This window comes from Vibrio sp. V33_P6A3T137 (assembly GCF_009904835.1).
GTDB classification, from domain to species: Bacteria; Pseudomonadota; Gammaproteobacteria; order Enterobacterales; family Vibrionaceae; genus Vibrio; species Vibrio metschnikovii.
Window position 1 is genome coordinate 30869 of record NZ_WXWK01000124.1, and the last position, 17600, is coordinate 48468.

Here is a 17600-nt window from a genome sequence, read left to right on the forward strand (position 1 = left end):
GGCATCTTGAGAAAATTACTGTCAGTTATTTTAGGGTTAACGCTATCGGCTCCTTTGCTGGCCAATACGGTGAGTTTTGAGCAATATCTTGAAGGGTTAAAGCAACAGGCGCGTCAAGAAGGCATTTCTGAGCAAATATTGGCAGAAGCGTTTGCTAATGTGGAGTATCGTCCTCGAGCGGTCACCGCAGATCGTAATCAACCGGAAAGACGCTTAACTTTAGATGAATACATCCCTCGTGCGGTACCGGACTGGAAAGTCAAACAAGCTCAAGCATTGTATGAAAAACACTATGATGAGTTACAGCGTATTGGTAAGCAGTATGGTGTTCAGCCGCGTTTTATCGTTGCGCTTTGGGGTGTCGAAAGTAACTTCGGTAGCTTTACTGGCAATTTCCCAGTTATCGATGCTTTATCAACGATGGCTTATGATGGTCGACGCGAAGAGTTTTTCCGTAAGGAAACCATGGCTGCCTTACAAATTTTGCAACAGGGGCATATTACGGTTGATGAAATGAAAGGCTCATGGGCTGGGGCTATGGGACAATGTCAGTTTATGCCGAGCTCCTTTTTAGCGTTTGCCGCAGACGGTGATGGTGACGGTAAAAAAGATATTTGGGGCACCAAGGCGGATGTTTTCGCGTCAACGGCTAATTATCTAAGTAAATCCGGTTGGGATGATCGTTATACTTGGGGGCGTCAGGTAAAAATTCCGGCTAATTTTGATAAAGCTTTGGAAGGCCGTCAGGCTGAAAAAGGCAAGTTACTGCGCGAGTGGAGTGAGCTTGGTATCACTCGTTATGATGGTCAACCATTGCCACAGTTGAAAGAAGACATCAAAGCTTGGCTTATTATGCCAGATGATGAAAGTGGGCGGATTTACTTGGTTTATAACAATTATAATGTGCTGATGAAATGGAACCGCTCGCACTACTTTGCGGTTGCGGTCAGCCATTTAGCCGATAGGATCAAATTTTAACCATGAGTGACCAAAGTGGTTAGTCTCCTCGGTAAGGGCTGTTTTGTGACAGCCCTTTTTTATTCTCGTACCTTGGTGATTGATGAAATTGATAAAAAGTGGATTGTCGCTTTTAGCCGATCAATTGTTCTTCAATTGCGTTGCGTAACTTGACGCGATCATGCCGCCAATCACGATTGGGAGAAGCGAGATCGCGTGTGACACAATTCCATTGATGATTGAGCTCTGGATGCTCAATGGCGCCAATCACTACATCAATATGGCGAGCGGCACAGGCGCGCTCACACCATTCTAATTTCTGCTGCAAACTCATGCGCCCCGCTGGGCCATATTCTGGAGAAAGGTTCTCAACAAAAATCAATTTGGCGCGGGTATTCTCTGCGATCGCTTGGCCGATTTCAGGTAATAATAGCGGTGGCATAATACTGGTGAGAAAACTGCCCGGACCGAGAATGATCGCATCCGCTTGAGAGATAGCCTGGACGCCTTCCTTAGTGGCGGGGACTTCTGGATCAAGATCCAGCCTCAGTAGATCTTGGGCCATTTCATCAACACTGGTTTCCCCTGTGACCCATTTTCCCTCTACCGATAGGGCGGTTAAGTCAGCGGGATGCTCTGACATCGGCACAATATTGACTTCGACTTTGAGCATGTTGCGGATCAAGTTAATCGCTTCTAGCGGGCGTACCGATAGATGGTCTAACGCGGTTAACATTAAATTGCCAAGATTATGTCCGTTCAGTTCACCAGCGCCTTTGAAACGGTACTCAAACATCATCGAGCTTATCGAAGGTTCTGTGATTAATTGATTAATGCAGTTGCGAGTATCTCCCCAAGCGATACCTCCTTGGCAGTGACGAATACGCCCGGTCGATCCGCCGTTATCTGTAGTGGTGACAATACCTGTTGCATTGGAACCAAAGACTTTTAATGCAGCCAGTATTCTGCCTAATCCGTGGCCGCCGCCAATCGCAACCACTTTTTTATCATCATAGAGGGACATGTTATCATTCGAGTTGTTCTTTGATGGCCTACAATTTAGAGCAATGCTCAAGCGGATGGTACTCATTTTGCGGCAATTTATGCATCAAAACCGTTTTTTTTCAGTAGAAGCTGGAAACACACACAATATTTAAGTATTTTATCCGTTCGCTGCAACCGATAAGCGTCGAGAGTGTCGTTTATCGTTGCCATAACTCCGAGCTTACGTGTACTAAGTCTTTTTCGTTCGACATCTTTGAAGATAAGTCATTTAAGCCAGTGGCATTGAGCCACAAGGGCAAAGTGGGAAACCTTTTTGCCTCCCGTATTTGGAAAGGTGTTCCGTGGCGCAACCATTCGAAGATAAATTCCAGCGTAAATTTTACTATTTACGTCTGTCTGTAACTGATGTCTGCAATTTTAAGTGTACCTACTGCTTACCCGATGGTTATCGACCCTCGGGAACCAAAAACTCCGCCTTTTTAACTTTGCCGGAGATTCAGCGCGTAGTGAAGGCGTTTGCTTATTGTGGTACCTCTAAAGTGAGGATTACCGGAGGCGAGCCGAGTTTACGTAAAGATTTCACCGAGATTATTCAGACGGTCGCTAGTCAGCATGGGGTAGAGAAAGTTGCCACCACCACCAATGGTTACCGGATGGCTAATCAAGTCATGGCTTGGAAGCAGGCAGGACTGACCGATATCAATGTGAGTGTCGATAGTTTAGACCCGAGAATGTTTCAGCAGATCACCGGGGAAAACCGTTTTTATCAAGTTATGCAGGGAATCGAACGGGCTTTTGAGGTTGGCTTTACGCAAGTCAAAGTCAATGTGGTGCTGATGAAAGATCTTAATGCGCACACCATGCCTCAATTTCTGGCGTGGATTCAGCATCGGCCGATCCAACTGCGTTTTATTGAACTGATGCAGACAGGGGAGATGGATGATTTATTTGCTCGTCATCATCTTTCCGGCGTCACCCTGCGTAATCAACTGATTGCCGATGGTTGGTTACTGAAAGCGCGAGCGCATCATGATGGACCTGCTCAGGTTTATTGGCATCCTGATTATCAAGGTGAAGTAGGCTTGATCATGCCTTACGAGAAAGACTTTTGTCAGAGTTGTAATCGACTACGCATCTCTGCGTTAGGTAAGCTACATCTTTGTCTGTTTGGTGAGCAAGGTCTTTCATTGCGTGATCTATTACAAGAAGATAGCCAGCAATCAGCGTTAATTGAACGTATTCAAACCCAGTTACAACATAAGTCTGTTAGTCATTTTTTACATGATGGTAATACAGGTATAACTCCCCATTTGGCATCCATTGGTGGTTAGACTTTTGGGGACAGATAATGAAAAAGATAAGGTGATGACATGGGCCATGCAGAAAGTAAATTTCAACCCGCTACAATCGCGGTATTAACCGTATCTGATACGCGCACGCAAGAGAACGATACCTCTGGTGGTTATTTAGCTGAGCAATTGCAAGCCGCGGGGCATCTATTGGCGGATAAGCAAATTGTGATCGATGATAAATATAAAATTCGCGCCATCGTGTCACAGTGGATTGCTGACGAGGCGATTCAAGCCATCTTGATTACTGGTGGTACTGGCTTTACCGCTCGTGATAGTACTCCTGAAGCGCTGAAGCCGCTTTTTGATAAAGAGGTCGAGGGCTTTGGTGAGCTGTTTAGAATGGTGTCGTATGAAGAGATTGGTACTTCAACGATTCAGTCACGCGCCTTAGCGGGATTTGCCAATCACACGGTGATATTTGCTATGCCGGGCTCGACGGGGGCTTGCCGTACTGGATGGACGAAAATCATCCAGCAGCAATTAGATGCGAGTCATCGTCCATGTAACTTTATGCCTCATCTCGCTGGGTAACAGAAAAACATGACTGAATTTAGCCATATTAATGCCAACGGTGAAGCGAATATGGTCGATGTATCGGCCAAACTCGATAGCGTGCGTGAAGCGCGTGCAGAAGCTTATATTCGTATGGCACCAGAAACTCTTCAGCTAATTATTTCTGGGCAGCACCACAAAGGTGATGTGTTTGCTACAGCACGGATTGCTGGAATTCAAGCCGCTAAAAAAACGTGGGATTTAATTCCTCTTTGCCACCCTTTGCTGCTTTCTAAAGTTGAAGTTCATTTACAAGCTATCGAAGCAGAAAGCTGTGTACGGATTGAATCTGTGTGTAAGCTAGCAGGGAAAACCGGTGTTGAGATGGAAGCGTTAACCGCAGCCTCTGTCGCCGCTTTGACTATTTATGATATGTGTAAAGCGGTACAAAAAGACATGGTCATTGAACAGGTTCGTTTATTAGAAAAAACCGGAGGTAAGTCCGGTCATTTTAAGGCTACGCGATGATTAACGTTGTTTTTTTTGCACAGACTCGTGAGTTGGTGGGCTGTGATCGGATTGAGATGCCAGCCAATTTTGCAACCGTTGAAGCTCTTAGACAGCATCTTGTGCTGCAAGGCGATAAGTGGTCACTAGCGTTAGATGCGGATAAGTTACTGGTTGCTGTTAATCACACCATTGTGGCAATGACTCATCCTTTGCAGTCGGGCGATGAAGTGGCCTTTTTTCCACCAGTCACTGGCGGGTGAGCCGATGGATAGCAGAGTCTCTGTACAAACGGCTGATTTTTCATTGGCCGATGAGTATGCGGCGTTAGCGCAAGACCGTAGTGCAGGAGCGGTTGTCACATTTGTCGGTAAAGTTCGTGATCTCAACCTTGGTGATGATGTGATCGGTTTACATCTTGAACATTACCCAGGAATGACTGAAAAAGCGCTCAGCCATCTGTGTGATCAAGCCCAACAACGCTGGCCCTTACAACACGTTCGTATCATTCATCGTGTTGGTGATTTGGATGTTGGTGCGCAAATTGTGTTTGTCGGCGTCGCGAGTGCTCACCGAGGCGCGAGTTTTGCTGCTTGTGAATTCATTATGGATAGCTTAAAAACTCAAGCCCCGTTTTGGAAAAAAGAACGTACCACAGGCGCTGAACGTTGGATAGAATCACGCGAATCCGATCACCAGGCGGCTAAACGTTGGTAAAGTAAGAACCTCAAGTTAGCCGTGCTTAGCTGACTTGGGGGCATCCTATCCCGATTGACGATTTGTGGCTTAGAATTTTAGCGGCATAATCCACTTTGTTACAAAAAAATCGCTTTCCTATCTAGTAAAATCAAGAAATTAGTCAACACTTACCTTAGACACCCTAATTGACTCGGATTGTCATTAGGCACTTGTACATTCAATGATTGTGGGATGACCATTACTAAGCGCAGAGAAGTATTGATGACATGGTATGGTCAATGATGCCAAGGAGATAGCAATGGATTCACTGAAAGTAAGAGATTACATGACCGTCAAAGCGGTGACCTTTAGCCCTGAAATGTCACTCAGTGCAGCTTTAGAACGCGTAAGTGGTTCTGAACATCTTGGTGGACCAGTGATTGATGATCAAAAGAGAGTGATTGGTTTTCTTTCTGAACAAGATTTGCTCGATAAATTAGTCAAAGCCAGTTATTTCTGTCATGACTCTCATACCGTCAGTGACTGCATGCATCAAGAAGTGCTGTCAGTTTCGCCTGAGACGTCAATCATTGAACTGGCTGATATGATGAAAGTTGGTAAGCCGAAAGTCTATCCGGTGATAGAGCAAGGAAAGTTAGTGGGCATCATTACCCGCCGCAATGTGCTGTTAGCGATTGGTAAAAACCTAGCGAATAGTTTTAAACATCCGGTTTGATCAGCGTGAGTGATACTTTTCAGTCTCACGATAGAATGCTAGTGCGGATATGGATATATCCCCATTCTACTTGAAGCTAGCAGTGGTGTTGGCGGTGTTCGTTCACCCCAATCACACCGTTTGTCTATGCTCACGGAGATCTACTCACTTGCCGCCTACCGGCAACTCCAAGTCGTTTCGGTATAGGATAAACATTCAGGCACTTCGTCGTGCAATGTATGTTTATGAATGAGTAACAAACCGCTTGACCTTGGAGTTAGCTCCAAGGTGTAAGCTTAACACATCATCAAATTAGGAGATGGATTGATGTCTGTTAAGCATTCAGGGTGCGATGTCACTCACGGTTCTCACGCTACTCATAATCAGGCGTCTTGTTGTTCAGCGGCGTCAACACCCCATCAAGTGCAACCCGAGGTGGCTTGCTGTTCTCAACCGGCTAAAGACATGGGTACTTTAGCTGACAGTGTTTGTGACTCGCTCGCTCAGTACCAACGTAGTTGGCAAGTCGTGGGGATGGATTGCCCATCGTGCGCGCGGAAAATAGAAACGGCGTTACAGAAAATTCCAGATATTGTCACCGCCAAGGTGCTGTTTGCGACAGAAAAATTGGTGGTACAGTTTAATCAGCCAGCAACGGTTGCGGCGGTTGAACAAGCCGTCAGTCGTGCTGGTTTTCAGATTCAGCACTCGACCTCTAAAGTTGCATCTTCTCACTCATCCCCCCGAACATGGTTAACACAAGCGGACAATCGACGCCTGGTTTTGATCAGTTCAGCGATGCTAGTGGCAGCCCTGATGACTCAATGGTCGAGCGAGTTAGCGCAGTGGATGTTTACACTAACCTGTTTGTTAGGCTTGGTTCCGATTGCGCGTAAAGCTTGGCAATTGGCAAAGTCAGGTACGCCGTTTGCGATTGAAACCTTAATGACTGTTGCGGCGTTAGGCGCTTTATATCTTGGTGAAACGGCTGAAGCAGCGATGGTGTTATTGCTGTTTTTAGTTGGCGAGCGTTTAGAAGGCATTGCTGCTGCACGGGCACGTTCTGGCGTTCAAGCGCTGATGGCGCTGCTGCCCGATCAAGCGACGAAAATAGAGCACGGCCAGCGAGTGTTAGTTGATGTGCAAGATCTGCAACCCGGTGATCACGTTGAGGTTGCTCCTGGCGGGCGTTTACCTGCTGATGGACAGCTGTTAGACCCTGTGGCAAGTATTGATGAAAGTGCATTAACCGGAGAACCGATTCCGGTTGAAAAGCAAATCGGAGATACGCTCGCTGCGGGCTCTGTAGTGGTTGACCGTTTGATCCAAGTGCAGATCACTTCATTACCGGGACAAAATGCCATTGACCGTATTTTACATCTGATTGAGCAAGCTGAATCTCGTAAAGCGCCTTTGGAGCGGTTCTTGGACCGATTTAGCCGTTGGTATACCCCGCTGATGATGCTGATTGCTTTATTGGTTGTGATCATCCCGCCATTGGTGTTTGCTCAGCCATGGGAAACGTGGACCTATCGTGGACTGGCGTTATTATTAATTGCTTGTCCTTGCGCGTTAGTGATTTCAACCCCAGCGGCGATTACCTCTGGTTTAGCCGCGGCAGCAAGACGCGGTGCTTTAATCAAAGGGGGAGCGGCACTTGAGCAGCTTGGCCGAGTGACTATGATGGCGTTTGATAAAACCGGAACGCTAACGCAAGGAAAGCCACAGGTCACGGACATGATAAGCTTAACGGATCTGCCGTCATCTCAATGGTTAGCTGCAGTGGCTGCTATTGAGCAAGGGTCTAGTCATCCTTTAGCCACTTCGTTAGTGGATAACGTGCAAGCTCAAGGTTATGCTATTCCCCAAGCCTCTGAGCAACAAGCGTTACCGGGCCGCGGTATTACAGGTTTAGTTGCTGGTCAACGCTATTCACTGTTATCGCCAACTCAGCTCGATGTCAGGGTTAATGCCTCCATTACTGAGTCCATTGAGCAACTCGAAGCTCAAGGGAAAACGGTCGCCGTTGCTTTGCAAAATAAGCAACCGATAGGCATTATCGCTTGGCAAGATACATTACGTGATGAAGCGCAAGCCGCGATTGCACAACTGAAAAAAATCGGCATTAACAGCATCATGTTGACCGGGGATAACCCACGCAGTGCTGCAGCCATCGCCGATAAGCTCGGTATGGATTTTCAAGCCAGTTTATTGCCTGAGGATAAAGTGCAAGCAGTCGAACAATTATCGCAAATTCAACCGGTTGCAATGGTAGGTGATGGCATTAATGATGCCCCTGCGATGAAGCAGGCCAGTATCGGTATTGCGATGGGCAGCGGTACCGATGTCGCGTTAGAGACGGCGGACGCAGCATTAACCCATAATCGACTCATTGAATTGGCAGGAATGATCGAATTATCTCGCGCTACGCTGAATAATATTCGACAAAATGTGACATTAGCTTTGGGCTTAAAGGCCATTTTGTTGGTGACCAGTTTACTCGGTATCACAGGCTTATGGATGGCAGTATTAGCTGATAGTGGTGCGACGGCGTTGGTCACTCTAAATGCTTTGCGCTTACTGCGTTTTAAGCCATCAGCCGCGGATTCACGTTGTTAGTAGCAATGGAAGTCATTTGAGTTGAATCACGAGCGAATAGTGTTGAGTTGCATTTGGATTGCTCGTTTTTGTGATGCAAACCGTTTTTCTTTGAAATGCTCTATTTTATTGCTGACGTAGTTGTGATGCTTGTCACTAAATGTTGTTGGGGACTGGGATAGAGTCACTAGGTACCCGAAATTAATGATGAGCTGAACAAGCCGCAATCAAGGAGTAACTTATGTCTCAAGCTGTCTTTCACCTAGGAGTGACCCAAGCCGATTTAAATGGTGCCACCTTGGCGATTATCCCAGGTGATCCTGCCCGTGTGCAAAAAATCGCTGAATTAATGGAAAACCCGGTTTTTCTAGCTAGTCACCGTGAGTACACGCTTTATCGCGCTGAGTTAGATGGTCAATCTGTTGTGGTTTGTTCAACGGGTATTGGTGGTCCATCAACGTCGATTGCGGTAGAAGAGTTAGCTCAATTAGGTGTGCGCTCCTTCTTACGTGTGGGTACCACTGGTGCGATCCAGCCCCACGTCAACGTCGGCGATATGATTGTTACCACTGGCTCAGTACGTCTTGATGGCGCTAGCTTACACTTTGCACCGATGGAATTCCCAGCGGTACCAGACTTTTCAGTAGCAACCGCGATGAAAGCAGCCGCAGAAGAGAGCGGTGCTACCGTTCACATGGGTGTAACGGCATCAAGTGACACGTTCTACCCAGGCCAAGAGCGTTATGACACATTCACAGGTCGTGTTGTTAGCCGTTTCCAAGGTTCAATGAAAGAGTGGCAAGAGATGGGCGTGCTGAACTTTGAGATGGAATCTGCGACGCTATTAACCATGTGTGCTAGCTCTGGTTTAAAAGCAGGCTGTGTAGCGGGTGTGATTATTAACCGTACTCAAAAAGAGATCCCAGATCACGCCACCTTAAAAGAGACCGAAGCTCGTTCAATTAAAGTGGTGGTTGAAGCAGCGCGTAAGATGCTTAAATAATCGTTATCATTGATTGAGTTAGCATTAAAAAGCGCCATAATCGTGGCGCTTTTGCTATTTGAATCTTAACGCCTAGTGAGGTTAGTTAAGCCAGTGCGAGTTGAGGTAACGGTAAGTATAGGCTTTCAGTCACTTCTGAGAGCATTTGGTCATACACTTGAGCGATCGTTAGCGATAATTCAGAAGTCAGTTGATAAAACTGCTTCGCATCGAGCTCTAAATGCGGATTGTCATGGAGCTCACTGAGTTGGTGCATGGCTGCGGAGCAAGTCGGTGAGGCAATTGATAAAGGGCTTATTAGTGCCAGCTGACTCAGTTTTCGTCGCATGAGCTCACTGTAATGACTGAGACGAAGCCGCCCCTCTTGACTACCCATCTCTTCAATACATAAACGTAACTGGGTCAGTGAATCCATACTATCGATGACTTGTTGCCAATTCATATGATATTCATCACTCAGGTCGTCTCGATGTGATTCAGCTAACCAAGCGAGAACAATTTCGTCAATTAAAAATAGACAATGACGAATCACTTTACCGTGAGCGACTTGGTTCCTTGCTACGCTATAATCCGGCCATTCATGGCGAATAGCGGTTAACTTAGCTTGGAAAATACGATACAGCGGTTTGTTATCAAAGTGAGCATGGGCAATCAAATGAGATAAAGTCTGATCGATAGTCGATTGAAGATGATTAATTTCTTGCTGACGATCCTGGCCAAACATCAACTTGTGGTGGGTTGCTTGACGATGTTGACGACAAAGATAAAGTAACTCGCGTAAATCCACTAAGAGTTGATATTTACGTTGTAGGCTGGATTCTTTCTGTTTAGCAAAGAAAAATAATCCGCCAAGAATCGTGATAGAGATAAGCATGGAAATAAAGACAAACATAATCCACTCCTTGTGTATGTGGTTTGCTCAGAACAGAGATTCCTTTCTCAATGTAGGTTGCTGTACGTGTTAACCGAATGGCCATCACTATTGATGAGCAGATATCACGACGTCACCTAGGTTGAGTATTCCCCTAAGTTGGATATTGCATGCTTAATGCCAGGTTTTTATTCTTTATAAATCAATGAGTTAATTTTTTCTGGTGTGGTTTGTGCACTAAAAAGGTGCAGTTTGCGCTAAAAGTGTGAACGAAAGCAAAAAAAAAGCCCTCTCATCGGAGAGGGCTAATCATCGGTGACTTGATTCAAGCTGATAGGTTACATGACGCGCATGCCAGCTTGTGCACCTTCATGAGGCTCAAGAATCCACAACTGGTCACCGCCAGGGCCTGCAGCGAGGATCATGCCTTCTGACATACCAAATTTCATCTTGCGTGGTTTAAGGTTAGCTACCATCACGGTGTATTTACCGACCAGCTCTTCAGGCGAGTAAGCGGCTTTTATTCCAGAGAAGACTTGGCGTGTCTCTCCACCAATATCCAACTGGAATTTTAGTAACTTATCGGCCTTTGGTACCGCTTCACAAGAGAGGATTTTGGCAATCCGTAAATCAACTTTAGCAAAATCGTCAAATTCGATTTCTGCGGCGATGGGATCTTTGCTTAACTCAGTTTCTTGACGAATAGGCTGAGCATTTTCTATCGCGGCTTTTTCCAGTGCTGCTTCTTGTTTGGAGGTTTCAATCATCGCTTCAACATGCTGAGGGTCAATACGATTAAACAGCGCTTTAAATGGGGTCAACTCATGACGAGTCAGTGGTGTTTGAATACCATCCCAAGTCAGTTCTTGATTAAGGAAAGCTTCCGTCCGCTTAGCTAACGCTGGCATTACAGGCTTGAGGTAAGTCATCAATACGCGGAATAGGTTAATGCCCACGGTACAAATATCTTGCAGCGCTTGCTCTTGGCCTTCTTGTTTGGCGACAACCCAAGGCGCTTTTTCATCCACATATTGGTTGGCTTTATCTGCTAGTGCGGTGATCTCACGAATCGCACGACCAAATTCACGAGTTTCATAAAGTTCAGCGATGCGATCGGCCGCCGCGGCAAACTCAGCGTACAGTTCAGGCTCGGCAAAAGTGGCCGATAACTGATTATCAAACCGTTTACTGATAAAGCCAGCATTGCGTGAAGCTAAGTTAACAATCTTATTAACCACATCAGCATTAACGCGCTGGGTGAAGTCTTCAAGGTTTAGATCGAGATCATCAATACGGTTGTTCAGTTTTGCCGCGTAGTAGTAACGTAAGCACTCAGGGTCTAAATGTTTTAAGTAAGTACTCGCTTTGACAAACGTCCCTTTTGATTTCGACATTTTCGCGCCATTAACCGTAACATAACCATGCACAAAAACATTAGTTGGTTTACGGAACCCACTGCCTTCAAGCATCGCTGGCCAAAATAGGCTGTGGAAGTAGACAATGTCTTTACCAATAAAGTGGTACAGCTCGGTTTGACTGTTTTTGCGCCAGTATTCGTCAAAGTTTAAATCATTGCGCTTGCTGCAAAGATTTTTGAATGACCCCATGTAACCAATGGGTGCATCGAGCCACACATAAAAGAATTTGTTGGTTTCACCGGGGATTTCAAAACCAAAATAAGGGGCATCACGGGAAATATCCCATTGCTGCAAGCCACCTTCAAACCACTCTTGCATTTTATTGGCGGTTTCGGTTTGCAGCGAGCCAGAACGAGTCCATTCTTTAAGCATGCTTTCAAACTGTGGCAAGTCAAAAAAGAAGTGCTCAGAATCTTTCATCACAGGGGTTGCACCTGAGACCGCCGATTTAGGATTGATCAGTTCCGTCGGGCTGTAAGTTTCGCCGCAAGCATCGCAGTTGTCGCCGTATTGATCTTCTGACTTACATTTTGGGCAGGTGCCTTTGACGAAGCGATCCGGTAAGAACATCTGTTTTTCAGGATCGAATAACTGAGAAATGGTGCGGCTAGAAATAAAGCCATTTTTTTTCAGCTCAAGATAAATATGTGAAGCTAACTCGCGGTTTTCTTCGCTGTGGGTGCTGTGATAGTTATCAAAACTAATATCAAACCCAGCGAAATCTTGCTGATGCTCTTCACTAACCGCGGCAATCATTTCTTCAGGCGTAATACCCATCTGCTGCGCTTTAAGCATGATAGGTGTGCCATGAGCGTCGTCAGCACAGATGAAGTTTACAATATTGCCGCGTAGGCGTTGGTAGCGCACCCAAATATCCGCTTGGATATGCTCAAGCATATGACCTAAGTGGATGGAACCGTTAGCGTACGGAAGGGCACAAGTTACCAGCAGTTTCCTTGGAGAAACGTTTCTTGGTTCAGTTGCCATACTTAATTATTCGCTATGTTTGATAGGTATTGAAAATAGCCTTCAATACTACCTGATGAAGCTACTCACGCCAAGGCGTCAGTCGTGATAAGGCCTTAACTTTTTTGGGGTTCAGTGCGGGCAGATTGAGTGGTAGCATGAACAAAAAAGGAGGGCTTATGCTCACATTTACGTCCAAACACGATTTTTGTTCTTGGCTTAATCAGTTTTCTCACCCCAATTTAATTAGTGATTGGGCGCATTCTCCGGGTATGGTTCAAGTAACGGCATCTGGGCAATTTGCAATTCATATCCCATTTGCTGCTCACGCTCTGCGCCAAGAGTTGCAAACTTGGATAACTAATCAGCAGCAAACGAAAGCCGTTGCCGCTTTTGATTATTCAGTCAGTGTTACACCTAAGGCCTTGATCACCAAAGTTCCGCATGGTGTTAAAGGCGTGAAAAATATTATTGCCGTCACGTCGGCGAAAGGCGGGGTGGGTAAATCAACCACAGCCGCTAACTTGGCGCTCGCGATAGCGGGCAGTGGTGCCAAAGTTGGTTTATTGGATGCGGACATTTATGGTCCTTCGGTGCCGATGATGTTTGGCACTCAAGATGCCAAGCCAAGTGTGCGTGATAATAAATGGATGCAGCCAGTGAAAGCGCACGGTATCTATACCCATTCGATAGGTTATTTAGTCGATAAAGCGGATGCAGCGATTTGGCGTGGTCCGATGGCATCAAAAGCATTAGCCCAACTTGTTAATGAAACTGAATGGCCTGAGTTAGACTATTTAGTGGTGGATATGCCTCCGGGTACCGGCGATATTCAATTAACGTTATCTCAGCAAATTCCAGTGACAGGCGCAGTCATTGTCACCACACCACAAGATCTCGCCTTGGCTGATGCACGAAAAGGGGCGGCAATGTTTGCTAAAGTTGACGTGCCAGTGGTGGGATTAATTGAGAATATGAGTTATCACATTTGCCGTCATTGTGGTGAAAAAGAAGCGATTTTTGGTGTTGGTGGTGCGCAAACGTTAGCCACTGAATATGGTTTATCATTGCTAGCGCAAATTCCGTTGCATGTCACACTCAGGGAAGATATTGACGCTGGCAAACCGACAGTGATTGCTCGTCCTGATAGTGAACATAGTCAACAATATTATGCACTCGCCGAGCGGATTTGTGCCAGCTTGTATTGGCAAGGCAAAGCGAAGCCGCAGACCATCGATCTGACGTTCGTGAGTGAATAGCAAAATGGAGTTTAGCGACTGACCGCGTTGAGTTTATTCGGCGTTCAGTCGCCAGTTCGGCCAACACGTTAAGCAACCAATGTCACTGCCTTTATTTTTGCTCAGAGAGGTAATCGTTTGCTTTGAGTTAATTTTATTCACTGTTAGAAAATACGGATATTTACCGTTGAGTGAACTGGTATCTAACCGACGAACTCCCTATAATCAGGCGGTTTATCTTATCTCCTCACATACACGTATCGGGTACACTGAACCATGTCTGATAATAATCAATGCGTCATCGTCGGTATTGCTGGCGCTTCTGCTTCTGGGAAAAGCCTTATTGCCAGTACCATTTATAATGAACTGCGCGCGAAAGTAGGCGACCATCAAATCGGTGTGATCACGGAAGATTGCTATTACAAAGACCAAAGCCATCTGAGTATGGACGAACGTGTCAAAACCAATTATGACCATCCTAATGCCCTAGATCACGATCTACTCTGCGATCATCTGCAAGCTTTAGTTCGCGGCGAAGCGGTTGAAGTTCCTGAATACAGTTACAGTGAGCATACGCGCACCGCCAATACCAGTACCATGACACCGAAAAAAGTGATCATTTTGGAGGGGATTTTACTTCTGACCGATCCTCGTCTGCGTGATTTAATGCATGCGACCATTTTTATGGACACACCGCTCGATATCTGTTTGTTACGTCGAGTCAAGCGTGATGTCGAAGAGCGTGGACGTACTATGGAATCGGTATTAAAACAGTACCAAAAAACCGTTCGCCCGATGTTTATGCAGTTTATCGAACCCTCTAAACAGTACGCCGATATTATTGTTCCACGTGGTGGTAAAAACCGCATTGCGATTGATGTCTTGAAAGCCCATATCGCAAAATTACTTAAATCATAAAATTTACCGATCGTTGACTTTATCTTTTCCGATTAAAGTGGCACCTTAGAGGCCACTTTTTTATTTTCGTCAAGCAAGGAAAAAGCAGATGAAAAAACTGTCCCTATTCATTGCGGCGTTGCTGGTGATGGTTATCGCGGCAGTGGTCGCGTTAGTGGTTTTCGTCAATCCGAATCAATTTAAACCTCTGATCATTGAGCAAACCAAACAACAAACGGGCCTTGAGCTAGTCATTGAAGGCGATATCAGTTGGCAGTTCTTTCCGGCGATTGGTTTCGAACTTGGTAAAACCGAGTTAAGAAATCCTGACGGATTTACTCAAAATAACTTATTTAAAGTCGATCGTGTTGGGATTGATATCGCGGTCATGCCACTTTTTCGTCATCAACTGCATATTGGTAATGTTCGCCTTGAAGGAGCCGAATTTTATCTAGAAACGTTGTTGGATGGCCGTTCTAACTTAGAGAGCTTGACTCAAGCACAAAACCAAAAATCATCCGCACAGGTGGAGGAGGCGTTGACTGAGTCTCCATCTAGCCAGCCAGAAACAACCGCCGATCAACCTTGGACTCTGAGCCTCGCTGGCGTGACTGTTAGTCAGGCACGATTAGAGATACTTGATCAGCAAACGGGCACACACAGTACCTTATATGACGTTGATCTTACGGTGTCAGAATTTGCTGCCGATCGTTGGACCAGCGTGGATTTTTCGGCCAAAGGAAGTGCGAACCAACAAGAGTTTAGTGTAGACGGGAAGGCGGAGATAAAACTGTCTGCAGACTTTAAACAGTATGCTCTACGCAATATTACGCTTAATAGTACGCTTGAAGATCCATCGGTACAGATAGACGCTTTACAACTTAAGCTCGCGACCTTTGAATTTGATCAAGACAATGCGCTGACTTTTGCTGTGAAAGGTAACGCAGCCGACATGGCATTTGACGTTAGCGGCCAAGCACAGTTGCAGGTTGATGCGGCGATCAGTACTGTTTCGTTGGATAAGTTACTTCTGAATTCGACATTACAAGGTGCCGCTTTACCACAATCACCGATGCAGGTAGAAATGGCGTCTCGCATCGTGTTTGATGTGACCAACAGTACGCTGGATGTAGTGTTAGATAGGTTAATGGCCAACGCAATAGCGTTATCTGGAAAAGCGAACATTCATTTGGCGGATATACCTAAAATCCGTTTTCAATTGCATAGCCCTGCGATTGATCTCGATGAATTTTTCGGGCTCGATCAAGCGACGCCAGACTCTGCTGCCCAGCCTGCGGTGAATGCACCCACTTCGCCACCAGTAGAGGTTGAACCAGATTTATCAGCTTTACAAAACTTAGATGTGGCCGGAGAGATAGCCATTGATCGGTTTAAAGCGGGCAATGCCAAGCTTGAGCGTGTACATACTCGTTTTGCTGTTAACCGAGGTGTGATCGATCTTAATACGCTAACGGCTGAGCTTTATCAGGGTAAGATCCAAGCCAGCGCCAAGGTTGATACACGAAAAACACCCGCAACCTATCAGGTTAAAAAAACCATCACTGGTGTTCAAGTTCAGCCATTATTGATTGATGTGGCGGACAATGACTTACTACAGGGAACGGGTAACATTACAGTAGATGTGCAAGGTCGTAGCTTAACCCCAAGCGGTATTCAAAAAAACTTGCTGGGAACGGTCACGATTAACTTCGCTGATGGTGCTGTCAATGGCATTAACGTTGCTCAATTAATTCGCACCAATCATGCTCGCTTGAGAGGGCAAACGTTAGACGAATCTGAGGCAGTGAAGCAAACTGACTTTAGTGCGCTGACGGCGACGCTGCAACTGAATAAGGGTGAAGTGTCGACCAATAATTTAGCGATGCAATCGCCGTTATTACGAATTCGCGGTGAAGGTAAAGCCAATTACTTAAACGAAACGGTTGATTTTGTGGTTCGCACATCGATTGTTGGAACGCTGAAAGGGCAAGGCGGTAAAGATATCGACGAGTTGCGAGACGTCACTATCCCGATTCATATTTCTGGCCAATGGACTGAACCAAGATACCGATTGGTGTTTGATGATCTGCTGAAGCAAAGAGCGCAAAAGGAGATTGACCGCGGTATTGAGAAGCTCGGTGATAAAGTGAAAGGTGAAGAAGCGAAACAAGCGGTGGATGCCTTGAGAGGGTTATTGCGACGCTAAGCGTGCTAACCTTGAGTTAAAGGCTCATTGACCTCTAAAAAAGCTGGATAACTCCAGCTTTTTTTATTGGGCGATCCACGACTACCAATCGACGCCTTTTAGGGCTTTGACGCCGGAATCAAAAGCATGTTTGATGTTTTTGACTTCAGAGACGGTATCTGCGAGTTCGATAAGTGTTCGATGAGCGCCACGTCCCGTGATGATCACGGATTGCATCGGGGGACGTTGTTGTAACGCTTCAACCACTTCATCAAGATCAAGATAGCCATAGCTCACCATATAAGTCAGCTCGTCAAACAGTAAGACATCTAAGGAGTCATCGTTGAGCATGCGTCGACACTCTTGCCATACTTGTTGAGCGGCTTCGGTATCGATTTGTTTATTTTGCGTATCCCATGTAAAGCCTGTCGCCATGACTTGGAACTCGACACCGAGTTTTTCAAGTAAATTACGTTCCCCGTTTTCCCACGTGCCTTTGATAAATTGTGCAACAGCACACTTTTTACCGTGGCCGACGGCGCGTGCAATGGTGCCAAAGCCTGATGTACTTTTGCCTTTACCATTGCCAGTGATCACCAGCAATAAGCCTTTTTCTTGCTGAGCATTGGCAATCCGTGCATCAACCTGTTCTTTTACTTTTTGTTGGCGTTGTTGATGACGCTGTTGCTTGATGTTTTCACTAGACATTATATTGAGC

The 17600-nt window shown here is 45.9% G+C and carries 16 protein-coding genes and 1 riboswitch; of the genes, 12 read left to right on the plus strand and 4 right to left on the minus strand.

Features of this window, described 5'->3' with window-relative positions; genetic code table 11:
- Nucleotides 1–6 precede the first annotated feature (6 nt).
- Nucleotides 7–978, plus strand: a complete 972-nt coding sequence (locus tag CAG60_RS11925) for a lytic murein transglycosylase (RefSeq protein WP_040904182.1) — start codon at nt 7–9, stop codon at nt 976–978.
- A 112-nt stretch (nt 979–1090) separates the two neighbouring features.
- Here CAG60_RS11925 and CAG60_RS11930 read toward each other — a convergent pair whose 3' ends face one another.
- The gene (locus tag CAG60_RS11930) at nt 1091–1981 is read right to left on the minus strand and encodes a YvcK family protein (RefSeq protein ID WP_161439009.1); all 891 of its coding nucleotides are present in this window, start codon (nt 1979–1981) and stop codon (nt 1091–1093) included.
- Nucleotides 1982–2162: 181 nt separating this feature from the next.
- A riboswitch (molybdenum cofactor riboswitch) is annotated at nt 2163–2315 on the plus strand.
- Between CAG60_RS11930 and moaA the strand changes: the two genes are divergently transcribed.
- From moaA to udp, 8 genes are all read left to right on the plus strand, one after another.
- The gene (gene moaA / locus CAG60_RS11935; protein WP_161439010.1) at nt 2304–3293 is read left to right on the plus strand and encodes a GTP 3',8-cyclase MoaA; all 990 of its coding nucleotides are present in this window, start codon (nt 2304–2306) and stop codon (nt 3291–3293) included. Its footprint overlaps the riboswitch before it by 12 nt.
- 39 nt (nt 3294–3332) lie before the next feature.
- A complete protein-coding gene (gene moaB, locus CAG60_RS11940; protein ID WP_154170588.1) occupies nt 3333–3845 on the plus strand; it encodes a molybdenum cofactor biosynthesis protein B in 513 nt (170 codons plus the stop codon).
- A 9-nt stretch (nt 3846–3854) separates the two neighbouring features.
- The gene (gene moaC / locus CAG60_RS11945) at nt 3855–4334 is read left to right on the plus strand and encodes a cyclic pyranopterin monophosphate synthase MoaC (RefSeq protein WP_072669801.1); all 480 of its coding nucleotides are present in this window, start codon (nt 3855–3857) and stop codon (nt 4332–4334) included.
- Nucleotides 4331–4576, plus strand: a complete 246-nt coding sequence (gene moaD / locus CAG60_RS11950; protein WP_154170590.1) for a molybdopterin synthase sulfur carrier subunit — start codon at nt 4331–4333, stop codon at nt 4574–4576. The genes moaC and moaD overlap by 4 nt, the downstream gene beginning before the upstream one ends.
- A 4-nt stretch (nt 4577–4580) precedes the next feature.
- Complete coding sequence (gene moaE, locus CAG60_RS11955; protein WP_154170592.1) at nt 4581–5030, plus strand: molybdopterin synthase catalytic subunit MoaE; 450 nt, start codon at nt 4581–4583, stop codon at nt 5028–5030.
- Between the two features lie 280 nt (nt 5031–5310).
- Entirely contained in the window at nt 5311–5727 is a 417-nt protein-coding gene (locus CAG60_RS11960; protein ID WP_154170594.1) for a CBS domain-containing protein, read from the plus strand.
- A gap of 306 nt (nt 5728–6033) precedes the next feature.
- Nucleotides 6034–8325: a zinc/cadmium/mercury/lead-transporting ATPase gene (locus tag CAG60_RS11965; RefSeq protein ID WP_161439011.1), complete on the plus strand. Its 2292-nt coding sequence runs from the start codon at nt 6034–6036 to the stop codon at nt 8323–8325.
- Nucleotides 8326–8545: 220 nt separating this feature from the next.
- A complete protein-coding gene (gene udp / locus CAG60_RS11970) occupies nt 8546–9307 on the plus strand; it encodes a uridine phosphorylase (RefSeq protein ID WP_161439012.1) in 762 nt (253 codons plus the stop codon).
- A gap of 85 nt (nt 9308–9392) precedes the next feature.
- Here the strand turns inward: udp and CAG60_RS11975 are convergent, their stop codons facing one another.
- On the minus strand, nt 9393–10199 hold the full coding sequence (locus tag CAG60_RS11975) for a hypothetical protein (RefSeq protein WP_161439013.1): 807 nt from the start codon (nt 10197–10199) through the stop codon (nt 9393–9395).
- Nucleotides 10200–10516: 317 nt separating this feature from the next.
- Nucleotides 10517–12583 carry a methionine--tRNA ligase gene (gene metG, locus CAG60_RS11980; RefSeq protein WP_161439014.1) on the minus strand — a complete coding sequence of 689 codons (2067 nt, stop codon included), beginning with the start codon at nt 12581–12583 and terminating at the stop codon, nt 10517–10519.
- Between the two features lie 158 nt (nt 12584–12741).
- On the opposite strand from metG, the gene apbC reads away from it, so the two are divergent.
- From apbC to CAG60_RS11995, 3 genes are all read left to right on the plus strand, one after another.
- A complete protein-coding gene (apbC, locus tag CAG60_RS11985; protein ID WP_158144853.1) occupies nt 12742–13821 on the plus strand; it encodes an iron-sulfur cluster carrier protein ApbC in 1080 nt (359 codons plus the stop codon).
- A gap of 255 nt (nt 13822–14076) precedes the next feature.
- Nucleotides 14077–14718 (plus strand): uridine kinase, encoded by a 642-nt coding sequence (gene udk / locus CAG60_RS11990; RefSeq protein ID WP_072669795.1) that lies wholly within the window; start codon nt 14077–14079, stop codon nt 14716–14718.
- 88 nt (nt 14719–14806) lie between these two features.
- The gene (locus tag CAG60_RS11995) at nt 14807–16903 is read left to right on the plus strand and encodes an AsmA family protein (RefSeq protein ID WP_161439015.1); all 2097 of its coding nucleotides are present in this window, start codon (nt 14807–14809) and stop codon (nt 16901–16903) included.
- Between the two features lie 81 nt (nt 16904–16984).
- On the opposite strand, the gene cobO is transcribed toward CAG60_RS11995, so the two are convergent.
- A complete protein-coding gene (gene cobO / locus CAG60_RS12000; RefSeq protein ID WP_161439017.1) occupies nt 16985–17590 on the minus strand; it encodes a cob(I)yrinic acid a,c-diamide adenosyltransferase in 606 nt (201 codons plus the stop codon).
- Nucleotides 17591–17600 lie beyond the last annotated feature (10 nt).